Consider the following 18469-nt stretch of genomic DNA (forward strand, 5'->3'; position numbering starts at 1 on the left):
CTTTTTCTTTTGATGCCTTTTCGGTCCCTGGTGGCTTACTTTAAATTCAGCTTCTGCAGGTTGAGTGACTCAGGCGTGGCTAAGGCTTTCCTGCTTGAGTTTTTCCAACGCCATATCCCGAAGTTTGACGCGCTGGAATTTGAGGCCATTCGCGCTTGCTGTCGCGGGAAATTCGTCTACAAACCATAAACGCGCCGGCACTTTGAATTTGGCTAGTTGCTTACTAACATTATTGAGAATGTGAGTGACAGAAGGCGTATCTGTCGTCTTTTTGATGACGAAAGCGACAGGCCGAAGTTTTCCGTCGATTTCCACACCCACAACCTGGGCGCTTCTGATCTCGGGCTGTTCGGCTAGCACGTGCTCGATTTCCGATGGATCAACTAGAAAACCACCAATTCGCATCGTGTCACCCATGCGTGACTGATATACAAAACTGCCGTCTTCACGCAAAAAACCCATGTCTCCGGTTTTGAAATAACCGTCATCGGTAAATGCGTCGGCTGTCGCATTCGGGTTATTGAAATATCCGCGAAACAGAGTGGGCGATTTTATTTCGATAGCACCCGTGACGCCGGGCGCGCAGATTTCATTCGTATCGGGGTCGCGCGCTCGGATATGAGCAAGGCTTCGTGCTGCCGGGTAGCCGCCGCCTTGGGCGCGCTCTTCGATTGGCAAGTCTGCTTTTTGAAGCGAGAACAATGCGTGTACTTCGCTCGAGCCGTACAAGCCTCGCATTGGAAATCCACGCGGAATGAGTTCGTTGGCTAGATCGACGTATCGCGGGCTGAAGGAAGCAAAACCGAATAGCTTAAGCGACGGGAATGGGACTGCAGGGTTGCCTATTTTGGCGACCTGTTGAACAAACAGGCGCAACATTTCGTCGCTACCAAATATGTGCGTAACTTTGTGTCGTCTAATGAGCTCGGTGGCCGTGGCGACATCGAAGAAATCCATAATGACCACAGGTATTCCGGCTTTTATCGCAGCCAAAGCGCTATTTAGACCAAAAACACCGCAAAAGGGCAGGCCTGCGATGAGCTTGTTGTCGGCATGGGCAAGTTCATAACTAGTGGCAACGTGTTCGGCATGCGTACTCAATGTACGTTGCGAATGCATCACCAGTTTTGGTCCTTTAGTTGTGCCGGATGTCGTGAAAAAAATCGCCGCTGAATCTACGTCGAGATCTGGCAATTCAAGGGTATCCGATTTTTTTTCCGTTACGCCGGTCGGCATCGCAATCGTTTTACGCCCAAGTAAGGACGAAGGCGTATCTGTATCGGCATCGACAATGAATATTTTTTGAAGATGGGGTAAAGATTGTGCGTCGACATCTGCAACGATTTGAGCGAAATCGATTTTTAGAAAATTCAGTTGCAGTATTAGCGTGCTCGCCTGTGAGTTGGAAAGAATGTAATGAAGCTCGTGACTACGATATTTGGTGTTTACGGCAACAAGTGTCGCGCCCAAGCGCGCAAGGGCGAATAAGAGGACCAGCCAATCAGTTCGATTCACAAGCCAGACAGCGACACGATCACCTGATCGAATGCCTTGTTCACTCAACCACTGTGCGCAGTTGATGACTTGATCATGAAAATTTCTATAGCTGACAATCTGATCATTCTCGATCAGCATCGTCTGATCCGGTGAGCGCTCGAGGTGCGACTGGTAAATCGAGTAAAGACTGCTCACCTGCGACATGACTACTACACCTTTATTAATAAAGATCCATCAAGTCCGCATTGCTGCTGAACTGTTCCGGCGTACCTTCGCGGATGATCTGACCGGATTTCATGACGATCACGCGATCCGAAATTTTGAGCGCCTCGCGAACGTTTTGCTCGACGATCAGAATTGACATCTTGCGCTCTTTTTGCAGTTCACGGATCGGGCCGACAAGATCCTGAAAAAGCTTTGGAGCCAAACCGATGGAAGGTTCATCAAGCAGCAGACATCTGGGTTGACTGAGCAATGCTCTGCCAAGTGAAACCATCTGTTGTTGTCCGCCAGAAAGCGTGCCGGCGCGTTGCTGATAAAACTTTTTAACCATGGGAAGCACGCCCATGACCCAGTCCAGCCTGGCTGCATGTTCGCCTGCCGGAATGTTATTGGCGTAGAAGCCTAATCTCATGATCTCGGCTACTGTCAGGCCGGGAAATACGCCACGCCCTTCCGGAACCATCGCCACACCAGCGGCATTCATGACTTTCGGGTCAGGTTTGTTGATGGTTTTGCCTTCAAGTTCAATGCTGCCTTGTTCAAGCGCAACAAGGCCGAACAACGACTTCACTAGCGTCGATTTGCCTGCGCCGTTATGGCCGATCAGGCAGAGTACTTCGTTATGCCTGAGGCTGATATTGAAGTTTTCCAAAACGGGGCGACCACCGTAGCCGACACGCAGATTTTTTGCTTCGAGAAAAGGTGTCGTGCTCACGAACGGTCTCCAAAGTAAATGGCGGCCAGGTGCGGATCCTTCAAAATATCCTGTGAACTTCCCTGAGCAAGAAGTTTTCCCTGATCCAGGAAGGCCACACGATCCGAAAGTTTGATCACGATGTCGAGATTGTGCTCGATGATGCAAATCGTGATCCCGCGGGATGCATAGTCGCGCAACAGGGCGACAAAGCGTTCGAAGGATCGTGGATCAAGTCCGGATGCAGGTTCATCCAATAACCAAAGCTTTGCTTCGCTGGCCATGATGCGTGCCAGGCTCAGGAATTTGCGTTCTGCGTACGCGAGATCGACTGCGCGCTCTAAGCGTTTTTCGGTCAATTGGGTTTCGGCCAGAATTTCATTGACACGTTTTTCAGCTGCGGCACGCCCGCCTTGCCAGAGCCAACTGCTTCGCTCCATCACGGACATAATATTTTCTTCGACCGTCATGTGACTGAACAATCGCAAGTCCTGAAATGTCCGTGCAATTCCCATGCGGGCAATGCGCCACGGCTCGATGCCTTTAAGCGGTTGACCTAACCAGTGAACGGTGCCGCTTGTTGGCACTAGATGACCGGTAATCAGGTTGAACAAAGTCGTTTTGCCGGCGCCATTCGGTCCGACTAAAGTCGTGATTACACCGGCGGGTAAATCCATAGTTACATCTTGAATCGCTTTGAGACCTCCAAAGTTTTTGTTCAAGTTGCGGATTTGCAGCAGAATGTCGTGTTGTTGGGTAGGGGTTGTCATGCTGACTTCTCCCGGCTACGGCCACCAATCAGTCCGCCTGGACGGAACATCATCAGCAAGACCATTGCAATGCCGTAGATGATTTGTTGGATGGTGCCAAGTTCACTTGGTGGCAGGAAGGGCAAGTAGGTCAGGGCGGCAGGCAGGGACATCAATAACGCTGCGCCCACTACGGGTCCGAACAATGTGCCCGTACCACCAATGATCACCATCGCCATCAACAGGATCGAGAATTCCAGCATGAAACTTTCAACGTTGATAAAGCTCATGTAAAACGCATAAAGAGTGCCTGCTACGCCTGCCAAGCCTGCGGAAACGGAAACGGACAATGTTTTGATCGCGTTGACATGTTTGCCATAGGCTTGCGCTGCCGACTCGCTATCGCGAATTGCCATGAGACTTCTGCCAAAACTTCCTCTCACGAGTAGCGCAGTGATGTAAATCACGAGCAGAAGAATGACAATGCACAGGGCAAGAAATGCCAGATCGTCATTGAATGTAAACCCCAGGAATTTCGGACGCGGGATGCCGATCATGCCACCAAGCCCGCCGGTCACTGATTTCCATTCGGAAAATATCGTCACGCCGATAACTTGCAGCCCCATGGATGCAGCAACGAAATATTCGCCACGTACACGCAAGGCCGGCAAGGCGAGCGCCATTGATAGCAAGGCCGAAAGACCGGCAGAAGCCGCCATGCAAAGCAATAAGGAGTCGGAGTAGTGCAGGGCAATAAAAGCCGTCGTATATGCGCCGACCCCAAAGAAAATGGCATGAGCAAGTGAAAAAATACCTGCATAACCCATGATGAAATTCAAGGTCAGGGCCAGAATCGCATTGATGCAAAAAAGTACTGCTATGTTTTGAAGATAAGCAATCATGATCTGTTCCTTTTAAGACACGATGGCTCGTCCGAACACACCACTTGGGCGGAACAGGATGAAGAGGAAAAGAATCACGAACGTCACTGCTTCGCTCCACTGCGGATCGATCACGGCCAGACAGAGGTTCTCGGCAAGTCCTAGCAACAGGCCCGCAAGAGCCGCGCCACGCAAACTTCCGACGCCACCCACAATTGTTGCGGCAACGCTAATGAGCATCACGTGGTTGCCCATGGCAGGATTCAGCCCCGAGGTCGTCGCGGTCAGAATTGCGGATGGGACGGCAAGAATGGAACCTATCAGGAAAACATATTGGGACAGACGTCTTGGGGTGAGTCCGTAGACTTCAATTAATGCTGGGTTTTCACCCAAAGCACGCAAGGCGATTCCCAGATTGGTTTTGGTAAGAAGCCATTGCAACAAGGCAAAAGAGATCAAGGCGCAAACAATGATCACGCCCGCGATTGGGGCAATGAACAGGCCAGGAACTACTTCGATACTTTTGCTTAGTGGCGTGGTAACAGTGACAAGACCACGACCGAACATGATCGAAATCAGATTCTGCACAACGATCGCTGCACCAAACGATGCAGCAAACACTGTAAAGAAAGATCCCTCATGACGCTGAATTGTTGCGTATACCCAGCGGTCAAGCAGGATACCGAAAATACTGGCAGCAACTGCCGCAGCCAGAACAGCGAACGGCCATGCCCATTGCAGGATCGAATAGCATTCGTAAAAGATAAAACCCGCAATGGTGAAGGTCGCCCCATGCGCGGCATGAAAAATACGGGTCATGCCGAAGATCAGCGAAAACCCGGCTGCGATCAGCGCGTATAACGCGCCGGTCTGCAGCCCATTGACCAATAGTTGGATGAACAGCATGAGACGACTCTCTTTTTAGGCAGCGCGAACGCGGTTACTTGATAACTTTCAAGACCTTGGAGTTGCCTTCGCCGACAATCTCATTGATTTGAATCGGAGATTGAATCGTGCCGTTGGGAGCGAATGAAACGGTTGCGCCAACAAACGGGAAGGTTGCAGTTGCTTTACGCTGTGCCAACAGGTTTTCGCCGGTAACCGGTTTGCCCGCCTTTTCAAGGGCTGCAGCCAATTCAGCAAACAGCAGTACGGAGTTGTAATAGTTCACAACATACGCACCAGGCTCTTTGTTGTATTTAGCCTTGTAATCGTTATACAGACGCATTGCCTTGGCATCGTCTTTATTCCATTCCATTTGTTGACCCGTGAAGATCAGACCCTTTGCTTCGGGCAGCGCCATCATGGAAGGCAGGCTAGCCGCTGAATAGCTTACGAGTGGTTGGCTAATTCCGTTGTCACGCAATTGCTTGACCAGTTGAACCTGCTGGTTGCCGTAGGTGGCAAAGTAGACGGCATCAGGCTTGGTGTCGCGCACGCGGGCGGCTACTCCAGAAAACTGCTGCTGCGTGGTCGGGATTGAAAATGAGCCAACCAGCTCTCCGCCATTAGCCTTGAGCTCTTTGCCCAATTCCGAAACGACAGACTGACCCAGGGGATCATCAACATAGATCAGGGCGATTTTCTTCAGACCCTTTTCTTTGACCAGGTAAGGAGTGATGGCGCGCACTTCAAAGTCGACCAATGGAATGACGTTCCAGAAGTAATCGCCCAAAGAGGCGAGGTCTGGACCAACGCCACCGCCGTTGACCATGACGGTTTTAGTGCGTGCACCGATCGGAGCAACCGCTTTGGAGACGCCTGTAAATGCAGACAGTGCATAAGGGACTTTGCTGACGTTGATCAGTTTGTTTGCTGCAATCACGCCCTGTGCGGGGAGGCCCTGGCTGTCTTCATAGACCACAGTCAGTTTGCCCGAAAGTTTTTTGTCGGCGTTGATATGGTCGGCTGCCATATTGGCTGCTGATCCGAACACCTCGCCATATTCGGCATTGGGTCCGCTCATGGGGAACGCTGCGCCGATCGTATAGTCAGCCGCAAACGCGGGCATGACAAAAGCAGCTTGAGCCAGGGTGATGGCCGCAATGATTTTCTTCATTGAAAGTCTCCGTTGAATATTTTCAAAATACCGCTTATTAGGCTGCGGCTTAAGAGTGAACATGCGTTCGGGAACGCTTACTTGGGTGCTTATCCTAACACTGTTTAGCTATTGTTTTTTCTTATGGTTGGCAAGTTCTTGCAAAATTTCTTCCGTATGCTGACCAAGCGTGGGCGGTGCGCGACGATATTCAACCGGTGTGGCTGAAAAACGCATCGGACTGGCCGTAGTCGGGGTGGTTCCACCTAGTGGATGTGGAATGTTTTGCCAAATGCCGCGGTGGATAACCTGAGGGTGAGAAAAGACCTGATCAATTGTCTGAATAGGGCCGCAGGGCACTCCAGCGGATTCGAATTTAGCGATCCATGCGTCACGTTCTCCGGTTGCCATGATTTTTTCGAGCATGGGAATGAGTTCGTCGCGGTTGATGATGCGCTGGCTATTCGTCGCGAACTTAGGATCGGTTCCAAGCTCCGGTTTTCCGATAGCCTGGCAGTAAGACCTGAACTGGGAGTCATTGCCCACTGCGACGATCATGAAGCCATCTGATGTTTTGAAAACCTGATAAGGCACGACGTTCTGGTGCGCATTGCCCGCACGCGTTGGCGCCACGCCCGATGTCATGAAGTTCAGCGGTTGATTGGCGAGCATGGCGATATGGCTGTCCAGAAGAGCGATGTCGAGATGCTGTCCTAGGCCGCTTTTTTGACGTTCTTGCAATGCGGCCATAATGGCCAGCGAAGCGTACATGCCGGTGATGATATCGGTAACCGCCACACCTGCCTTTTGGGGGCCGGCGCCGGGTAAGCCGTCGCGCTCCCCGGTGATGCTCATCAGGCCACCCATACCTTGAATCATAAAGTCATAGCCCGGACGCTCGGCGAAAGGACCGGTTTGACCAAAACCGGTAATCGAACAGTAAATCAAATGCGGGCATTCATCTTTCAGGCTGCCATAGTCCAGACCGTATTGTTGCAGGCCGCCCACTTTGAAGTTCTCGACAAGAATATCGCAGTATTTAGCCAGGTCCTTGATCAGTTTGATTCCTTCAGGACTGGCGATGTCGACTTCGATCGAACGCTTGTTTCGATTCGCGCTCAGGTAATAGGCGGCCTCGGTCGTGTCATGACCTTCTTCATCTTTCAAAAAGGGCGGACCCCAGGCGCGAGTGTCATCGCCATATTTTGGGCGCTCGACTTTGATGACGTCTGCTCCAAGATCCGCCAGATTTTGAGTACACCAGGGACCGGCAAGCACTCGCGATAAATCGAGAATGCGAATGCCTGTCAATGGTGCTTGTCGTGCTTGAGTCATGCTTTTTTGATTCCTGCGTAGCCGTGCGAAAGCACGACAATATCTCTTTCAGCGACTTTTGCGCGAAAGCGAACCGCTTCGTCACCATCGCGCCAAATTTCGCAAACTATGGTTTCACCTGGAAAGACCGGCGACGAAAAGCGAGTGTTCATCGACAATAGTCGTGATGTGTCGTTACCGCATGCCGCCTGAACGATGGCTCGCGCGGCAACACCATAGGTGCACAATCCGTGCAGAATCGGACGAGGATAGCCCGCCTTTTCCGCAACTGCCGGATCGGCATGAAGTGGATTGTTATCCGCACAAAGACGATATATCAATGCCGCCTGAGGCAATGTGGGTAACGCGCAGGTCATATCAGGTGCGCGATCCGGTGTGGCTTCAAGCTGAATCGGACTTTCGTCGCTTTGTGTCAGTCCACCATCACCGCGACAGAAAGTTGTTTGCGCAATCGTGATCAGCAGATTGCCATCCCCGTCGTGCAAAGTCCTTTCGGTAATGACCAGCGCGCCTTTGTCGGCACCTTTGTCGATCACATGAGAAATTCGGGAGCGACCAATGACGCGACCGGAAGGGGGCAGTTGACGATGAATAGTCATGCGCTGCTCGCCGTGAACCAGTTTGACCCAGTTGATTCCGGCTTTTGGATCTTTCATCCAGAAGCCGGGGTAGCCGAGCACGACCGCCATCGTCGGAAACGCCTGCAAATCCTGCTCATAAACGAATTTCAGGTGATCCGGGTTGGTCGGTTCCTGGCCGAAACCGATCCCCAGCGCATACAAAATGCTGTCGTTTTCCGTGTAAGTCTGATCGACTTCAGGGAACTTCCAGTTTTTGATGTTGTTGTAATCCATGATTAGATCGGATCCCAGTCGATGGCATCGGGTGAGCGCTCGAGTGCCATGAAGTGATGCTTCATGGCGGGTGCGGCGATATCCGCAATTGCTTCGGCGGTCCAGCCTTCGCTCATATGAACGGAGCGAACGGGACGTGGCTGGCTGAACAACATGATTTCGTTGGCCCGCACACCAAAGATTTGTGCATTGACGTCTTTTGCCTTGTCGCTGGCAAGGAATACGGCCATCGGGGCAATCTTTCCGGCTTCCATTTTTTGGAGTTTTGCCACACGCGCCTTTTCTTCGGGGGTATTGGCCGGAATCGAGCTAGTCATGCGGCTCCATGCAAAAGGAGCGATACAGTTCGATCTCACGTTATAGCGATTCATGTCCAGGGCAATCGACTTGGAAAGCGCAGCGATGCCTAATTTGGCAGCCGAGTAGTTTGCTTGCCCGAAGTTGCCGATCAGGCCGGAAGTGGATGTCATATGCACGAAGGCGCCGGATTCCTGTTCGCGGAAGTAGTTGGCTGCCGCACGGCTGACGAAAAAAGTTCCGTTCAGATGCACATCAATCACTTGACGCCATTCTTCTTCGCTCATTTTGTGGAAAACGCGATCGCGAAGGTTACCTGCGTTGTTGACCACGATGTCGATCTTGCCGAAGGTTTTAACAGCTGTTTCAACAATACTGTTAGCCGAAGCATAGGTTGAAACGCTATCCGTGCAAGGTACCGCTTGGCCGCCGGCTTTAATGATTTCCTCAGTCACTTGCTGAGCGGGACCTGCGCTGGTGCTTTCGCCAGTAAGGCTCGCGCCGATGTCGTTGACAACCACTTTGGCGCCGGCTGCAGCCATGGCCAAGGCGATTCCACGTCCAATGCCACCACCTGCGCCGGTGACGATTGCAACTTTACCTGCCAACATTCCGCTCATGAAACATCTCCCTTATTTTTGGATGAAAATACCCGTGGCAAGAAATCTCGCCAAAGGTTTGATAGTAGATTGAAACCGGTTAAACAGGTATTCAGATTTTAAAATGTGAGACTTTGGATAGTTGGAACAGACGCTTTGCGCGCATGGGTTATCGTTATCAAAGTTGTTTCAGTTGACGATCATATCGCCATTTAAGGGATAACCCTTAATCAAAATAAATTTCCAAATGACTTCGACGGTGTGCGAAGTACATTTCGCTTTGGAGAAATGCCTTGAAAAAATACCTGTCCCGTGTTGCTTGTTTACTTGGCTTGGCTACCTTTAGCCTAGCTGTGGCGCCGTCCGCCTATGCGCAGCAGGCTTGGCCGGACAAACCGGTCAATTTCATCGTGCCATTTCCTCCTGGCGGTCCCGTTGATACGGCGGCACGCTTAACGACTCAACCGTTATCCAAGTTATGGAATGTGACGGCACCGATCGATAACAAAGCCGGTGCGGGTGGAATCGTCGGTGCTCAGGCTGCGGTCAAAGCTCCCGCCGATGGCTACCATTACTTTTTTGCGGCGATTCATCATTCTGTCTTGCCCAGCCTGAAAAATAATTTAAGTTACGACATTCAAAAAGATTTTGTACCGGTTGGATTGACGGCGCGTTTTCCGATCGTGTTGGTCGTGAATCCTTCGCTGCCGGTTAATACCGTTGCCGAGTTGATCGCTTATGCGAAGGCGAACCCGAATAAATTAGCGTATAGCTCCTCTGGTACGGGCGGCGGCACCCACCTTGCGGGCGAGCTGTTCAATAGCCAGGCTAAGACAACGATGCAGCATATTCCCTACAAAGGAAGTGCACCCGCGATGCAGGATCTGGTCGGCGGTCAGGTGCAGGTTATGTTCGCCGATGGCCCTTCTGCCTTGCCCTTCATCAAGGCAGGCAAAATTCGCGCCTTGGGCGTAGGCAATCCAACTCCATCGGCATTCTTTCCGGGAGTCCCGACGATCGCATCAGCCGGACTGCCTGATTACGAGGCTTATTCCTGGACTGGTGTTGTGGCTCCGGCCGGAACGCCTGATGCTATCGTCAAGCGCCTGAATGCCGACATGGTCAAAGTATTGAAAGATCCGAAAACGATTGAATCGCTTATGGCAGCCGGCGCAGAGCCCATGCCAGGCACGCCTGAAGAATTTCGCGCGTTTTTGAATAATGAAATCAAAAAGTGGGGCGATATCATTAGAACCGCGAAAATTACTGTCGACTAAATTAATTTAGGTGGCGCAGACAGCTCTGCGCCACCAGTCTGCTTAGCCGAGTAGGCGCTTGCGAGTTGCCTGATATTCTTCAATCATCTCATCGATGACTTCGCGCACAGTCTGAATTTTTTGAATCGAACCAACGCCTTGACCCGCGCCCCAAATATCCTTCCAGGTCTTGGGGCGCGCGTCTTTGTTCAAGTTGACCGCACCACCGTTTGATCCGCCGGTTTTGGCTTCTCTCACTACTTCCGGATCGATTCCGGCGGCAACGATACTTGGTTTGAGATAGTTGCCCGGCACGCCGGTAAAGAATGGCGAGTAAATGATGTCGGTCGAGTCAGCGTCGATGATCATTTGCTGATAAGCAGCTTGCGCGGAAGACTCCTTGGTCGGGATGAATCGGGTGCCCAAGTATGCGAAATCGCATCCCAGTGCTTGCGCGGCCAACACATCCTTTCCACGGGACATACAGCCGGACAAAATAATCGGGCCATCGTAGAAGCTTTTGATTTCGTTGATGAGCGCTATTGGATTGATTGTTCCGGCATGTCCGCCCGCGCCGTTCGAAACCAGAATCAGACCATCCACACCTGCATCGATCGCTTTGCGGGCATGTTTAGCATTGGTCACATCATGCAAGACGATGCCGCCATAAGGGTGAACCCGTTCGACAACCTTATTGGGCGCATGCAGGGATGTGATGTAAAGCGGCACTTGATGCTGCGCGCAAATTTCCAGATCGCCCTCCCATCGCGGATTCGATGGGTGAACAATCAAGTTGACACCGAAAGGGGAAACAATTTCGTTGGGATGTTCGGCTTTGTAGGCTGCCAGGCGTGACTTGATTTCTTCAATCCATTTTGGCAATTCCTCCTGCGGTCTGGCATTCAAGCTCGGGAATGTGCCAATGATGCCTGCAGTGCATTGCGCTACGACAAGATCGATTCCCGACACCAGAAATAGTGGTGAACCGATAATGGGTATACGCGTTTGCGAAAGCAGTTTTTGCATGACAGGAGTTGTCGCCATCGTGATGCCTTTGTGACCGAATGAATAGATAAACGGAATTGCTTGACAGGTTATGAAAAATTAAAGGATTCGATTTTTAGTTGTTCTGGATATTGCCTTTCGTGACAACGTTTTGCCATAGAATCAATTCATTGTTGATTCGATCCAGAAGCTGCGTTTTGTCGGCCATTTCCACTGTGTAGCCAGCCTCCTCGACGGCTTTGCGGAAGTCGGGGTTTTTTCGAACCTCATTCAGGCCGCTAATCAATTTTTCCGTCACGTTGTCCGGCATTCCTTTAGGGCCGACAAGAGCAAACCAGCCGATCACTTCATAGTCCGCAATGCCTGCCTCGATCATGGTTGGAACGTTTGGCATGCTTGGGTTTCGTGTCTTGGACGTCACTGCCAAGCCACGCGCCTGCCCATTATCGACGAACACTTTGCCGGTACCGACAATGTCAAACATAAAAGTGATTTTGCCGCTGACGACATCCATCATGGCAGGGGAGTTGCCTTTATAGGGCACATGCAACATCTGCACATCAGCCGACTGTCTGAGCAACTCTGCGGATAAGTGATTGGATGCGCCCACGCCAGCCGAGCCGAATGCGACTTTATCCGGATTGGCTTTAGCGTAATCAATCAATTCCTTGACTGAGTTTGCCTTGATTTGCGGGCCAATCAATAAGATATTGGCGTAATTCACCACCGGGCCGATCAATGTGAAGTCTTTACGTGGATCGAACAATTTGCTGCGTTGAACAACCGGTGCGATGGTCATGCTCGGGCTGGCGATAAAGTTCAGTGTGTATCCGTCCGGCGTCGCTTTGGCCGTGGCATCGGCGGCAATCATTCCGCTTGCGCCTCCCCGGTTCTCGACTACGACGTTTTGCTTGAGTTGTTCGCCTAGGTATTTTGCGAATACTCGTGCAGTCACGTCAACCGGACCGCCGGCAGCGTAGCCCACCAACAGCTTGATAGGCCGTTCCGGCCAATTCGTCTGTGCCTGAACGGATGCGTTGGCAAATACTCCAAGCAATGCTGAGCAGGACAGGGCGAGAGTACCTAAGAGTTGACGACGTTTCATGATTGGCGTTCCGATTGATTGCGACAAAAAATTGAATGAATTGAAATGGTGTCCGTATTACTGGATTTTGGCCCCGGAATCTTTCACTGCCTTTTCCCAGCGGGTGAGTTCGGATTCGATATGTTTGCCGAAAAACTCTGGAGTTGATCCGACGATTTCATAGCCACTGTCGTTAAGTTGTGCCTTGACCTTGGGATCGTTGGCGGCTTCGATCAGTGCTTTGTTGAGTTTTTCGATCGCTGCCGGTGGTGTGCCTGCAGGAGCCAAAATGCCATACCAGCCATCAACAACAAAGCCGGGAACGGTTTCAGAGATGGTCGGGACATTGGGGAGCAAAGGTGACCGCTTGGCGCCACTGACTGCCAACGCTTTCAGCTTGCCATTCTTGATTTGTTGGTACGACGTTGAGATGCTGTCGAACATGAAAGACACTTCGTTGCCAAGCATGGCGACAACCGCGGGACCGCTGCCTTTGTATGGAATGTGCAGCATCTTCGTGCCTGTTTCGGCTTTGAACATTTCCACCGCCAAATGGCTTGTGTTGCCGTTTCCCGCGGAAGCATATGTGAGCTTGTCGGGATTGGCTTTTGCATAGGCGATCAGTTCCTGCATGTTATTTGCAGGCGTTGCCAAAGGGGCGGCAACTACGAGGGGGAGTGTGGCGACAAGCGATACAGGTGCAAAGTCTTTGCGCGTGTTGTAGGGAAGGGAAGGGTAAAGCGAGTTGTTGATGGCATGAGCGGCAAGCACCATCAAAATAGTATTGCCATCAGGTTTAGCTTTGGCCAGAGCGGAGGTTGCGATCGTGCCACCTGCTCCCGCCTTGTAATCCAAGACAACGGTGCGTCCCAGTTTCTTTTGCAGTTCAGGCAGCATGGGTCGTGCCAGCATATCGGCACTTCCGCCGGGAGGGTAGGGGATGATCAGCGTGAGGGGTTGGGCGTCCGATTGCGCATAGGTTGAGCCTGATACCATCAGGGCGGCTATGCACAGGGCGCGGCGAATGCGATTGAATCGTTTTGAATCCTGCATGCGAAACTCCTTCGGATAATTAATAGATGGGATTGCCATTCGAATCGCGACGGATCCGGGCGAGATGAGGTGATGCTTTCAGGGGGGCTTCGGTGCGAGCCTGAAGCGCTTCGACAGTCAGACCGTCAACAATGGCGCGAATAACAAAACCCTCGTTTGTCACGTCGATGATGGCCAGATCGGTGTACACGTGATTCACCACGCCGGCCCCCGTCAATGGATATGTGCATGCGTTCAGCAGCTTGGGCGTGCCATCCTTGGCGACATGTTCCATCATCACGATGACATTGCGAGCGCCGATCGCCAAATCCATTGCTCCACCGATTGCGGCAATCGCATCAGGTCCGGACGTGATCCAGTTGGCCAGATCTCCGTTACTGGCGACCTGGAAACCACCCAGTATCGAGTAGTCGAGATGGCCACCGCGCATCATGGCGAAGGATACCGTGTGTTCCGTGATGGATGCACCCGGTAGAAGCGTGATTGGCGTGCGACTCGCGTTAATCAGATCCAGATCGATTTGATCCCCGGTTGCGGCTACTCCCATGCCGAGAATACCGTTTTCGCTGTGCAAAATAATTTCACGGTCTTCGGGAAGAAAGTCGCCAACTTGAGTCGGCATGCCGATGCCCAGATTGACGTAGGATCCGTCGGGAATATCGTGCGCGACAAGATAGGCGATGTCCGCGCGTGTTAATGGCGTGAAGGAGCCGGTATGCGTGTTGCTCATCGCTCGCCTCCGATTGCTACGACGGATTTAACAAAGATGCCGGGTGTCATGACGTGTTCCGGAGCAAGTTCACCTAAGGGGACAATGCGATTGACTTGAGCGATCGAGTGTTTGGATGCCATGCACATGACGGGGCCGAAATTGCGCGCAGCCCAGCGGTAAGTCAGATTGCCCCACCGATCGCCCAAGTGAGCGCGCACAAGTGCAAAGTCACCATGCAGGGGTTGTTCGAGGATGTAGCCTTTGCCATCAATCACGCGTTGCTCTTTACCCTCGGCGACGAGTGTGCCGTAACCGGTTGGAGTGAAAAAAGGTCCAAGACCCGCACCGGCAGCACGGAGCCGTTCTGCAAGCGTGCCCTGAGGCATGCATTCCAGTTCGAGCTGTCCGGCTCGGTAGGCATTTGCGAAAACATCCGATTTCGGAGGGCGTGGATGCGAACATACGATCTTGCGAACTCGACCGGCCTTGATCAGGCCGGCGATACCAGTTTCTTGCGTTCCGGCGTTGTTGCTGACGATTGTCAGTTCACGTAACCCCTTGTCCATGATGGCGCTCATCAATTCGAACGGAATACCGGCTTCGCCAAATCCGCTGACGAGCAGTACTGCACCGTCCTGAATAGGAGCGACTGCGTCTTCCAGGGATGCGGAAATCTTGTTCAGCATGATTACTCCATCGAAAGCTTTGCGGCTTCTACCGTCTGTTTCCAGCTTTCGCGCTCTTTGTCGATCATGGCTGCAAATTCTGCAGGCGTGTTTCCGCCGGGAGTGCCGCCCATTTCGGCAAAGCGTTTTTGCACTTCAGGTGTGGCAAGTACTTTTTTGGTGGCTTGCTGAATTTTCTGGATGATTTCAGGTGGTGTGCCGGCGGGGGCGATAAATCCGAACCAGGCTGTCACGACCATGTTCTGAATACCTGCTTCGGCCATGGTGGGCACATCGGGTAGTTCAGGCGAGCGGGTGTTTCCGGTAATGGCCAATGCGCGCAACTGTCCAGACTTGATGAATGGCATCGAGCTAGGCAAATTGTCGATCATGAAAGTGAATTGTTGTCCAAGCAATGCAGTCACGGCAGGACCCGCACCCTTGTAGGGGATGTGAGGCACGCTGATACCCGCGCGCTGCATGAACATTTCGCCAGACAGGTGGGGGGATTGGCCGGCTCCGGATGATCCGAAGGCGAAATTTCCTTTTGGATCTTTTTTGATCGCATCCACTAGCTCTTTCACACTCTTGTAGGGTGATGCGCCATTAACGACCAGAATATTCGGTACCGAAATCACCAATGTGATGGGTGCGAAATCGGTTGGCTTGTAGGGCAACTTTTTATACAAGCTGTAGTTGATTGCGTTTGGACCGATATTGCCCATGGCGATCGTATAGCCGTCAGGCGCGGCGCGTGTCAGTGCCTGCGTACCGATGATGCCGGCCGCACCTGCTTTGTTTTCAATAATGAGTGTTGTTCCGAGTTCGGCCCCGATTTTGTCGCTAAGGAACCGCGCCGCAATATCGGTCGTACCACCGGGGGCGGCCGGTACGATCACCGTAATAGGTTTGTCTGGCCATGCCGCCATTGTTGCCGTGCTTGTTACTGCCGTGGTCATGGCAAGCAGTGTGCTGCAAAGAATTTTTTTCATGATTCGTCCCCGAATAGGATTTTTAAAGTCAATGACGTCGATTGTAAGGGGGGTAATCATTCTTCGGTTTGGGGTTTACCCTTCTCTACCCTTTTGATTGCCCGAACCATGGTTTTGTCTGTGCGGAATGCAGGGTTTCAAAATGCGAGAAACGGCGGATAGTCGACAGCGTTAACATTGCGATACTAGGAGAAAAGCCATGGATCTGACCTGGACAACTGAAGAGCGTGCATTTCGCGAGGAAGTGCAAGATTTTTTGAAGTCGAAATTGCCTGCCGATTTAAAAGCGAAGGCATTTGCCCATCACCATCTCGTACGCGAAGATTATGTTCGCTGGCATCTGCTTCTGGCAGAACGGGGATGGGGTGCACCCGCCTGGCCAAAAGAATATGGCGGTACCGGTTGGAATCCCATGCAACGACTGATTTTCGAGATTGAGTCGTTCAAGGCTGGCGCACCGCGACTGTTGCCGTTTGGCTTGAGCATGATCGGCCCCGTTTTGATGAAATACGGCAATCAGAAACAAAAAGATCACTACCTGCCACGTATCATCCAGATGAAGGACTGGTGGTGTCAGGGATATTCAGAGCCCGGATCAGGCTCGGATCTTGCTTCACTCAAGACCAAAGCTGAGCGAGTTGGAGATCGTTACATCATCAATGGCCAGAAAACCTGGACCACACTTGCGCACTACGCGGACTGGATGTTTTGTCTCGTGCGAACAGACCCAACGGCAAAAGCGCAACGAGGCATATCGATGGTGCTCATCGATATGAAGCAACCGGGCGTCACAGTGCGTCCGATCAAGACACTGAACGGTAGTCACGACGTCAACGAGGTCTGGCTCGAGAACGTCGAAGCCCCCATTGAAAATCTGATCGGGGAAGAGAATCAGGGTTGGACCTACGCCAAGTATCTGCTGGGTCACGAACGAACCGGTATTGCCGGCATTGGACACTGCCATCGCGAACTTGCCATATTGAAGTCCTTGGCTGAACGCACGATGGCAAGTGGTGAATCGCTTAGTCTGGATTCTCGTGTGCGCGACAGTATCAACCGGATTGAAGCGCAGGTGCTGGCGCTGGAGATGATGTTGTTGCGCGTGGCGTCCGATAGCTCGGATCCTGGCCCCAAAGCGTCAATTTTGAAAATCCGCGGTTCCGAGTTGCAAATGGAACTGGCTCGTTTGCAAATGCAGGTGGCTGGTGCCGACTCATGGCCCTACGCTCCCGAATGGTTGTATGCGGATTCGGATTTTCATGGACCCGGGCCTGAATACTCTGCCGCAGCGTCGGCAGGTTACTTCGATATGCGTAAGACCGCTATTTATGGTGGCACCAACGAAGTGCAGAAGGGCATCATCGCTAAACAGATCATCGGCGTTTAATCGGCGCAAACGGGAATAATCATGGATTTTGCATATTCAGAAGAACAACGGATGCTGACGGACAGTTTGCGCCGTTTGGTGACCGACAACTGGACCTATGCCAAGCGTCGCGAAAGGCAGCGCGCAGGTGTGATGGACCAATCGGCGTGGAACAGTCTTGTCGAACTAGGGGTGGCAGGCTTAATGGTTCCTCAGGATTTTGGCGGTTTTGGCGAGTCGCCCGCCACGATGCTGGTCGTTCATTATGAGCTTGGCCGCGGATTGGTGAGTGAGCCTGCTATTTCGAGCGCTGTGATGGGCACCACGCTTTTGGCAAATAGTCATAATGAAACGCTCAAGTCGCAGTGGCTTGGCGCTCTTGCTGAGGGTGAAGCGATTCTGTCTGTTGCCTGGCAAGAGGAAGGTGAACGTTATGCTTTGCGACCACTTTGCACCCGGGCTACGGCTACAGAAAAAGGATTTTCGATTGATGGCCGCAAAGTGCTTGTATGGCATGCTGCATGTTCCCAGGCTTTGATTGTTTCCGCAGTGCTTGACGGTGAAATCGCTTTATTTTTAGTCCCTTCCGATTCGAAAGGATTGTCGATTTCCGACTATCCCACTTTCGATGGCGCACGTGCTTCGACAGTCGGTTTCGAAAGCGTTTCCTTGAGCAGCGAGCATCTGATAGCCAAGGGTGAAGAAGCGCTCGCATTGCTGACTCAAACATTGGATTTTGGCATTACCGCTCTGTGCGCACAAGCGTGTGGAGCCATGCAGGCCTTGACCGATATCACGATCCAATATTTGAAAACACGCAAGCAGTTCGGGCAACCGCTTGCCAATTTCCAGGTGCTGCAACACAGGTTGGCGGATATGCTGACGCATGCGGAAATGGCGCTATCCTCAACTTATGTTGCCGTGGCGGGTCTGGATGAAAAAGACGCAGCAAAACGCAGCAGGCTTGTATCCATGGCAAAAGTCGAAGTTGCCGCTGCCGGGCGATTTGTGGGCGAATCCGCAGTGCAATTGCATGGCGGTATGGGTATGACCGATGAGCTTGATGTCGGAGACTACTTCAAGCGCTTGTCGTTTGCCGATCAGTTGCTGGGTGATACGAATTATCACTTGCAACGGATGCAGGACTTGGGTCACTAATTGTTGTTTTAA

General features: G+C 52.0%; 18 protein-coding genes. 3 read left to right on the plus strand and 15 right to left on the minus strand.

Annotated features, from left to right (window positions below; genetic code table 11):
- Positions 1-69: 69 nt before the first annotated feature.
- The 9 genes from G3I67_RS11135 to G3I67_RS11175 all read right to left on the minus strand — a co-directional run bounded on the left by G3I67_RS11135 (position 70) and on the right by G3I67_RS11175 (position 9187).
- On the minus strand, positions 70-1701 hold the full coding sequence (locus G3I67_RS11135) for an AMP-binding protein (RefSeq protein ID WP_163655342.1): 1632 nt from the start codon (positions 1699-1701) through the stop codon (positions 70-72).
- A 16-nt stretch (positions 1702-1717) separates the two neighbouring features.
- Positions 1718-2434, minus strand: a complete 717-nt coding sequence (locus G3I67_RS11140; protein WP_163655344.1) for an ABC transporter ATP-binding protein — start codon at positions 2432-2434, stop codon at positions 1718-1720.
- Positions 2431-3183 carry an ABC transporter ATP-binding protein gene (locus G3I67_RS11145; RefSeq protein WP_163655346.1) on the minus strand — a complete coding sequence of 251 codons (753 nt, stop codon included), beginning with the start codon at positions 3181-3183 and terminating at the stop codon, positions 2431-2433. The genes G3I67_RS11140 and G3I67_RS11145 overlap by 4 nt, the downstream gene beginning before the upstream one ends.
- Positions 3180-4064: a branched-chain amino acid ABC transporter permease gene (locus G3I67_RS11150; protein WP_163655348.1), complete on the minus strand. Its 885-nt coding sequence runs from the start codon at positions 4062-4064 to the stop codon at positions 3180-3182. Before G3I67_RS11150 ends, G3I67_RS11145 begins: the two co-directional genes overlap by 4 nt.
- A gap of 12 nt (positions 4065-4076) precedes the next feature.
- Complete coding sequence (locus G3I67_RS11155) at positions 4077-4949, minus strand: branched-chain amino acid ABC transporter permease (RefSeq protein WP_163655350.1); 873 nt, start codon at positions 4947-4949, stop codon at positions 4077-4079.
- Between the two features lie 34 nt (positions 4950-4983).
- Positions 4984-6102 (minus strand): ABC transporter substrate-binding protein, encoded by a 1119-nt coding sequence (locus G3I67_RS11160; RefSeq protein ID WP_163655352.1) that lies wholly within the window; start codon positions 6100-6102, stop codon positions 4984-4986.
- A 108-nt stretch (positions 6103-6210) separates the two neighbouring features.
- Positions 6211-7416, minus strand: a complete 1206-nt coding sequence (locus G3I67_RS11165) for a CaiB/BaiF CoA transferase family protein (protein ID WP_163655354.1) — start codon at positions 7414-7416, stop codon at positions 6211-6213.
- Positions 7413-8270 carry a MaoC/PaaZ C-terminal domain-containing protein gene (locus tag G3I67_RS11170; RefSeq protein ID WP_163655356.1) on the minus strand — a complete coding sequence of 286 codons (858 nt, stop codon included), beginning with the start codon at positions 8268-8270 and terminating at the stop codon, positions 7413-7415. Before G3I67_RS11170 ends, G3I67_RS11165 begins: the two co-directional genes overlap by 4 nt.
- A gap of 2 nt (positions 8271-8272) precedes the next feature.
- Entirely contained in the window at positions 8273-9187 is a 915-nt protein-coding gene (locus G3I67_RS11175; protein WP_163655358.1) for an SDR family NAD(P)-dependent oxidoreductase, read from the minus strand.
- A 272-nt stretch (positions 9188-9459) separates the two neighbouring features.
- On the opposite strand from G3I67_RS11175, the gene G3I67_RS11180 reads away from it, so the two are divergent.
- On the plus strand, positions 9460-10443 hold the full coding sequence (locus G3I67_RS11180; protein WP_163655360.1) for a Bug family tripartite tricarboxylate transporter substrate binding protein: 984 nt from the start codon (positions 9460-9462) through the stop codon (positions 10441-10443).
- Between the two features lie 42 nt (positions 10444-10485).
- Here G3I67_RS11180 and G3I67_RS11185 read toward each other — a convergent pair whose 3' ends face one another.
- The 6 genes from G3I67_RS11185 to G3I67_RS11210 all read right to left on the minus strand — a co-directional run bounded on the left by G3I67_RS11185 (position 10486) and on the right by G3I67_RS11210 (position 15933).
- Positions 10486-11466: an NAD(P)H-dependent flavin oxidoreductase gene (locus G3I67_RS11185; RefSeq protein WP_203583624.1), complete on the minus strand. Its 981-nt coding sequence runs from the start codon at positions 11464-11466 to the stop codon at positions 10486-10488.
- Positions 11467-11542: 76 nt separating this feature from the next.
- Entirely contained in the window at positions 11543-12532 is a 990-nt protein-coding gene (locus G3I67_RS11190) for a Bug family tripartite tricarboxylate transporter substrate binding protein (protein WP_163655362.1), read from the minus strand.
- Between the two features lie 57 nt (positions 12533-12589).
- Positions 12590-13564 (minus strand): tripartite tricarboxylate transporter substrate binding protein, encoded by a 975-nt coding sequence (locus G3I67_RS11195; protein WP_163655364.1) that lies wholly within the window; start codon positions 13562-13564, stop codon positions 12590-12592.
- Positions 13565-13583: 19 nt separating this feature from the next.
- Positions 13584-14294, minus strand: a complete 711-nt coding sequence (locus G3I67_RS11200; RefSeq protein ID WP_163655366.1) for a 3-oxoacid CoA-transferase subunit B — start codon at positions 14292-14294, stop codon at positions 13584-13586.
- Positions 14291-14962: a 3-oxoacid CoA-transferase subunit A gene (locus G3I67_RS11205; protein ID WP_163655368.1), complete on the minus strand. Its 672-nt coding sequence runs from the start codon at positions 14960-14962 to the stop codon at positions 14291-14293. The genes G3I67_RS11200 and G3I67_RS11205 overlap by 4 nt, the downstream gene beginning before the upstream one ends.
- Before the next feature lie 2 nt (positions 14963-14964).
- Positions 14965-15933 (minus strand): Bug family tripartite tricarboxylate transporter substrate binding protein, encoded by a 969-nt coding sequence (locus G3I67_RS11210; RefSeq protein ID WP_203583625.1) that lies wholly within the window; start codon positions 15931-15933, stop codon positions 14965-14967.
- 199 nt (positions 15934-16132) lie between these two features.
- Between G3I67_RS11210 and G3I67_RS11215 the strand changes: the two genes are divergently transcribed.
- On the plus strand, positions 16133-17320 hold the full coding sequence (locus G3I67_RS11215) for an acyl-CoA dehydrogenase family protein (RefSeq protein WP_163655370.1): 1188 nt from the start codon (positions 16133-16135) through the stop codon (positions 17318-17320).
- A gap of 21 nt (positions 17321-17341) precedes the next feature.
- Positions 17342-18457, plus strand: a complete 1116-nt coding sequence (locus G3I67_RS11220; RefSeq protein WP_163655372.1) for an acyl-CoA dehydrogenase family protein — start codon at positions 17342-17344, stop codon at positions 18455-18457.
- Positions 18458-18469: the final 12 nt, after the last annotated feature.

It is taken from the genome of Sheuella amnicola (genome assembly GCF_010499255.1).
GTDB lineage: Bacteria > Pseudomonadota > Gammaproteobacteria > Burkholderiales > Burkholderiaceae_B > Zwartia > Zwartia amnicola.

Bases quoted from the DNA above. Each gene is read 5' to 3' on its own strand.
- G3I67_RS11210 (WP_203583625.1), bottom strand. From the start codon at position 15,933: ATGAAAAAAATTCTTTGCAGCACACTGCTTGCCATGACCACGGCAGTA.
- G3I67_RS11220 (WP_163655372.1), top strand. From the start codon at position 17,342: ATGGATTTTGCATATTCAGAAGAACAACGGATGCTGACGGACAGTTTG.
- G3I67_RS11160 (WP_163655352.1), bottom strand. From the start codon at position 6,102: ATGAAGAAAATCATTGCGGCCATCACCCTGGCTCAAGCTGCTTTTGTC.
- G3I67_RS11155 (WP_163655350.1), bottom strand. From the start codon at position 4,949: ATGCTGTTCATCCAACTATTGGTCAATGGGCTGCAGACCGGCGCGTTA.
- G3I67_RS11135 (WP_163655342.1), bottom strand. From the start codon at position 1,701: ATGTCGCAGGTGAGCAGTCTTTACTCGATTTACCAGTCGCACCTCGAG.
- G3I67_RS11150 (WP_163655348.1), bottom strand. From the start codon at position 4,064: ATGATTGCTTATCTTCAAAACATAGCAGTACTTTTTTGCATCAATGCG.
- G3I67_RS11145 (WP_163655346.1), bottom strand. From the start codon at position 3,183: ATGACAACCCCTACCCAACAACACGACATTCTGCTGCAAATCCGCAAC.
- G3I67_RS11170 (WP_163655356.1), bottom strand. From the start codon at position 8,270: ATGGATTACAACAACATCAAAAACTGGAAGTTCCCTGAAGTCGATCAG.
- G3I67_RS11205 (WP_163655368.1), bottom strand. From the start codon at position 14,962: ATGCTGAACAAGATTTCCGCATCCCTGGAAGACGCAGTCGCTCCTATT.
- G3I67_RS11175 (WP_163655358.1), bottom strand. From the start codon at position 9,187: ATGAGCGGAATGTTGGCAGGTAAAGTTGCAATCGTCACCGGCGCAGGT.
- G3I67_RS11190 (WP_163655362.1), bottom strand. From the start codon at position 12,532: ATGAAACGTCGTCAACTCTTAGGTACTCTCGCCCTGTCCTGCTCAGCA.
- G3I67_RS11165 (WP_163655354.1), bottom strand. From the start codon at position 7,416: ATGACTCAAGCACGACAAGCACCATTGACAGGCATTCGCATTCTCGAT.
- G3I67_RS11200 (WP_163655366.1), bottom strand. From the start codon at position 14,294: ATGAGCAACACGCATACCGGCTCCTTCACGCCATTAACACGCGCGGAC.
- G3I67_RS11185 (WP_203583624.1), bottom strand. From the start codon at position 11,466: ATGGCGACAACTCCTGTCATGCAAAAACTGCTTTCGCAAACGCGTATA.
- G3I67_RS11215 (WP_163655370.1), top strand. From the start codon at position 16,133: ATGGATCTGACCTGGACAACTGAAGAGCGTGCATTTCGCGAGGAAGTG.
- G3I67_RS11195 (WP_163655364.1), bottom strand. From the start codon at position 13,564: ATGCAGGATTCAAAACGATTCAATCGCATTCGCCGCGCCCTGTGCATA.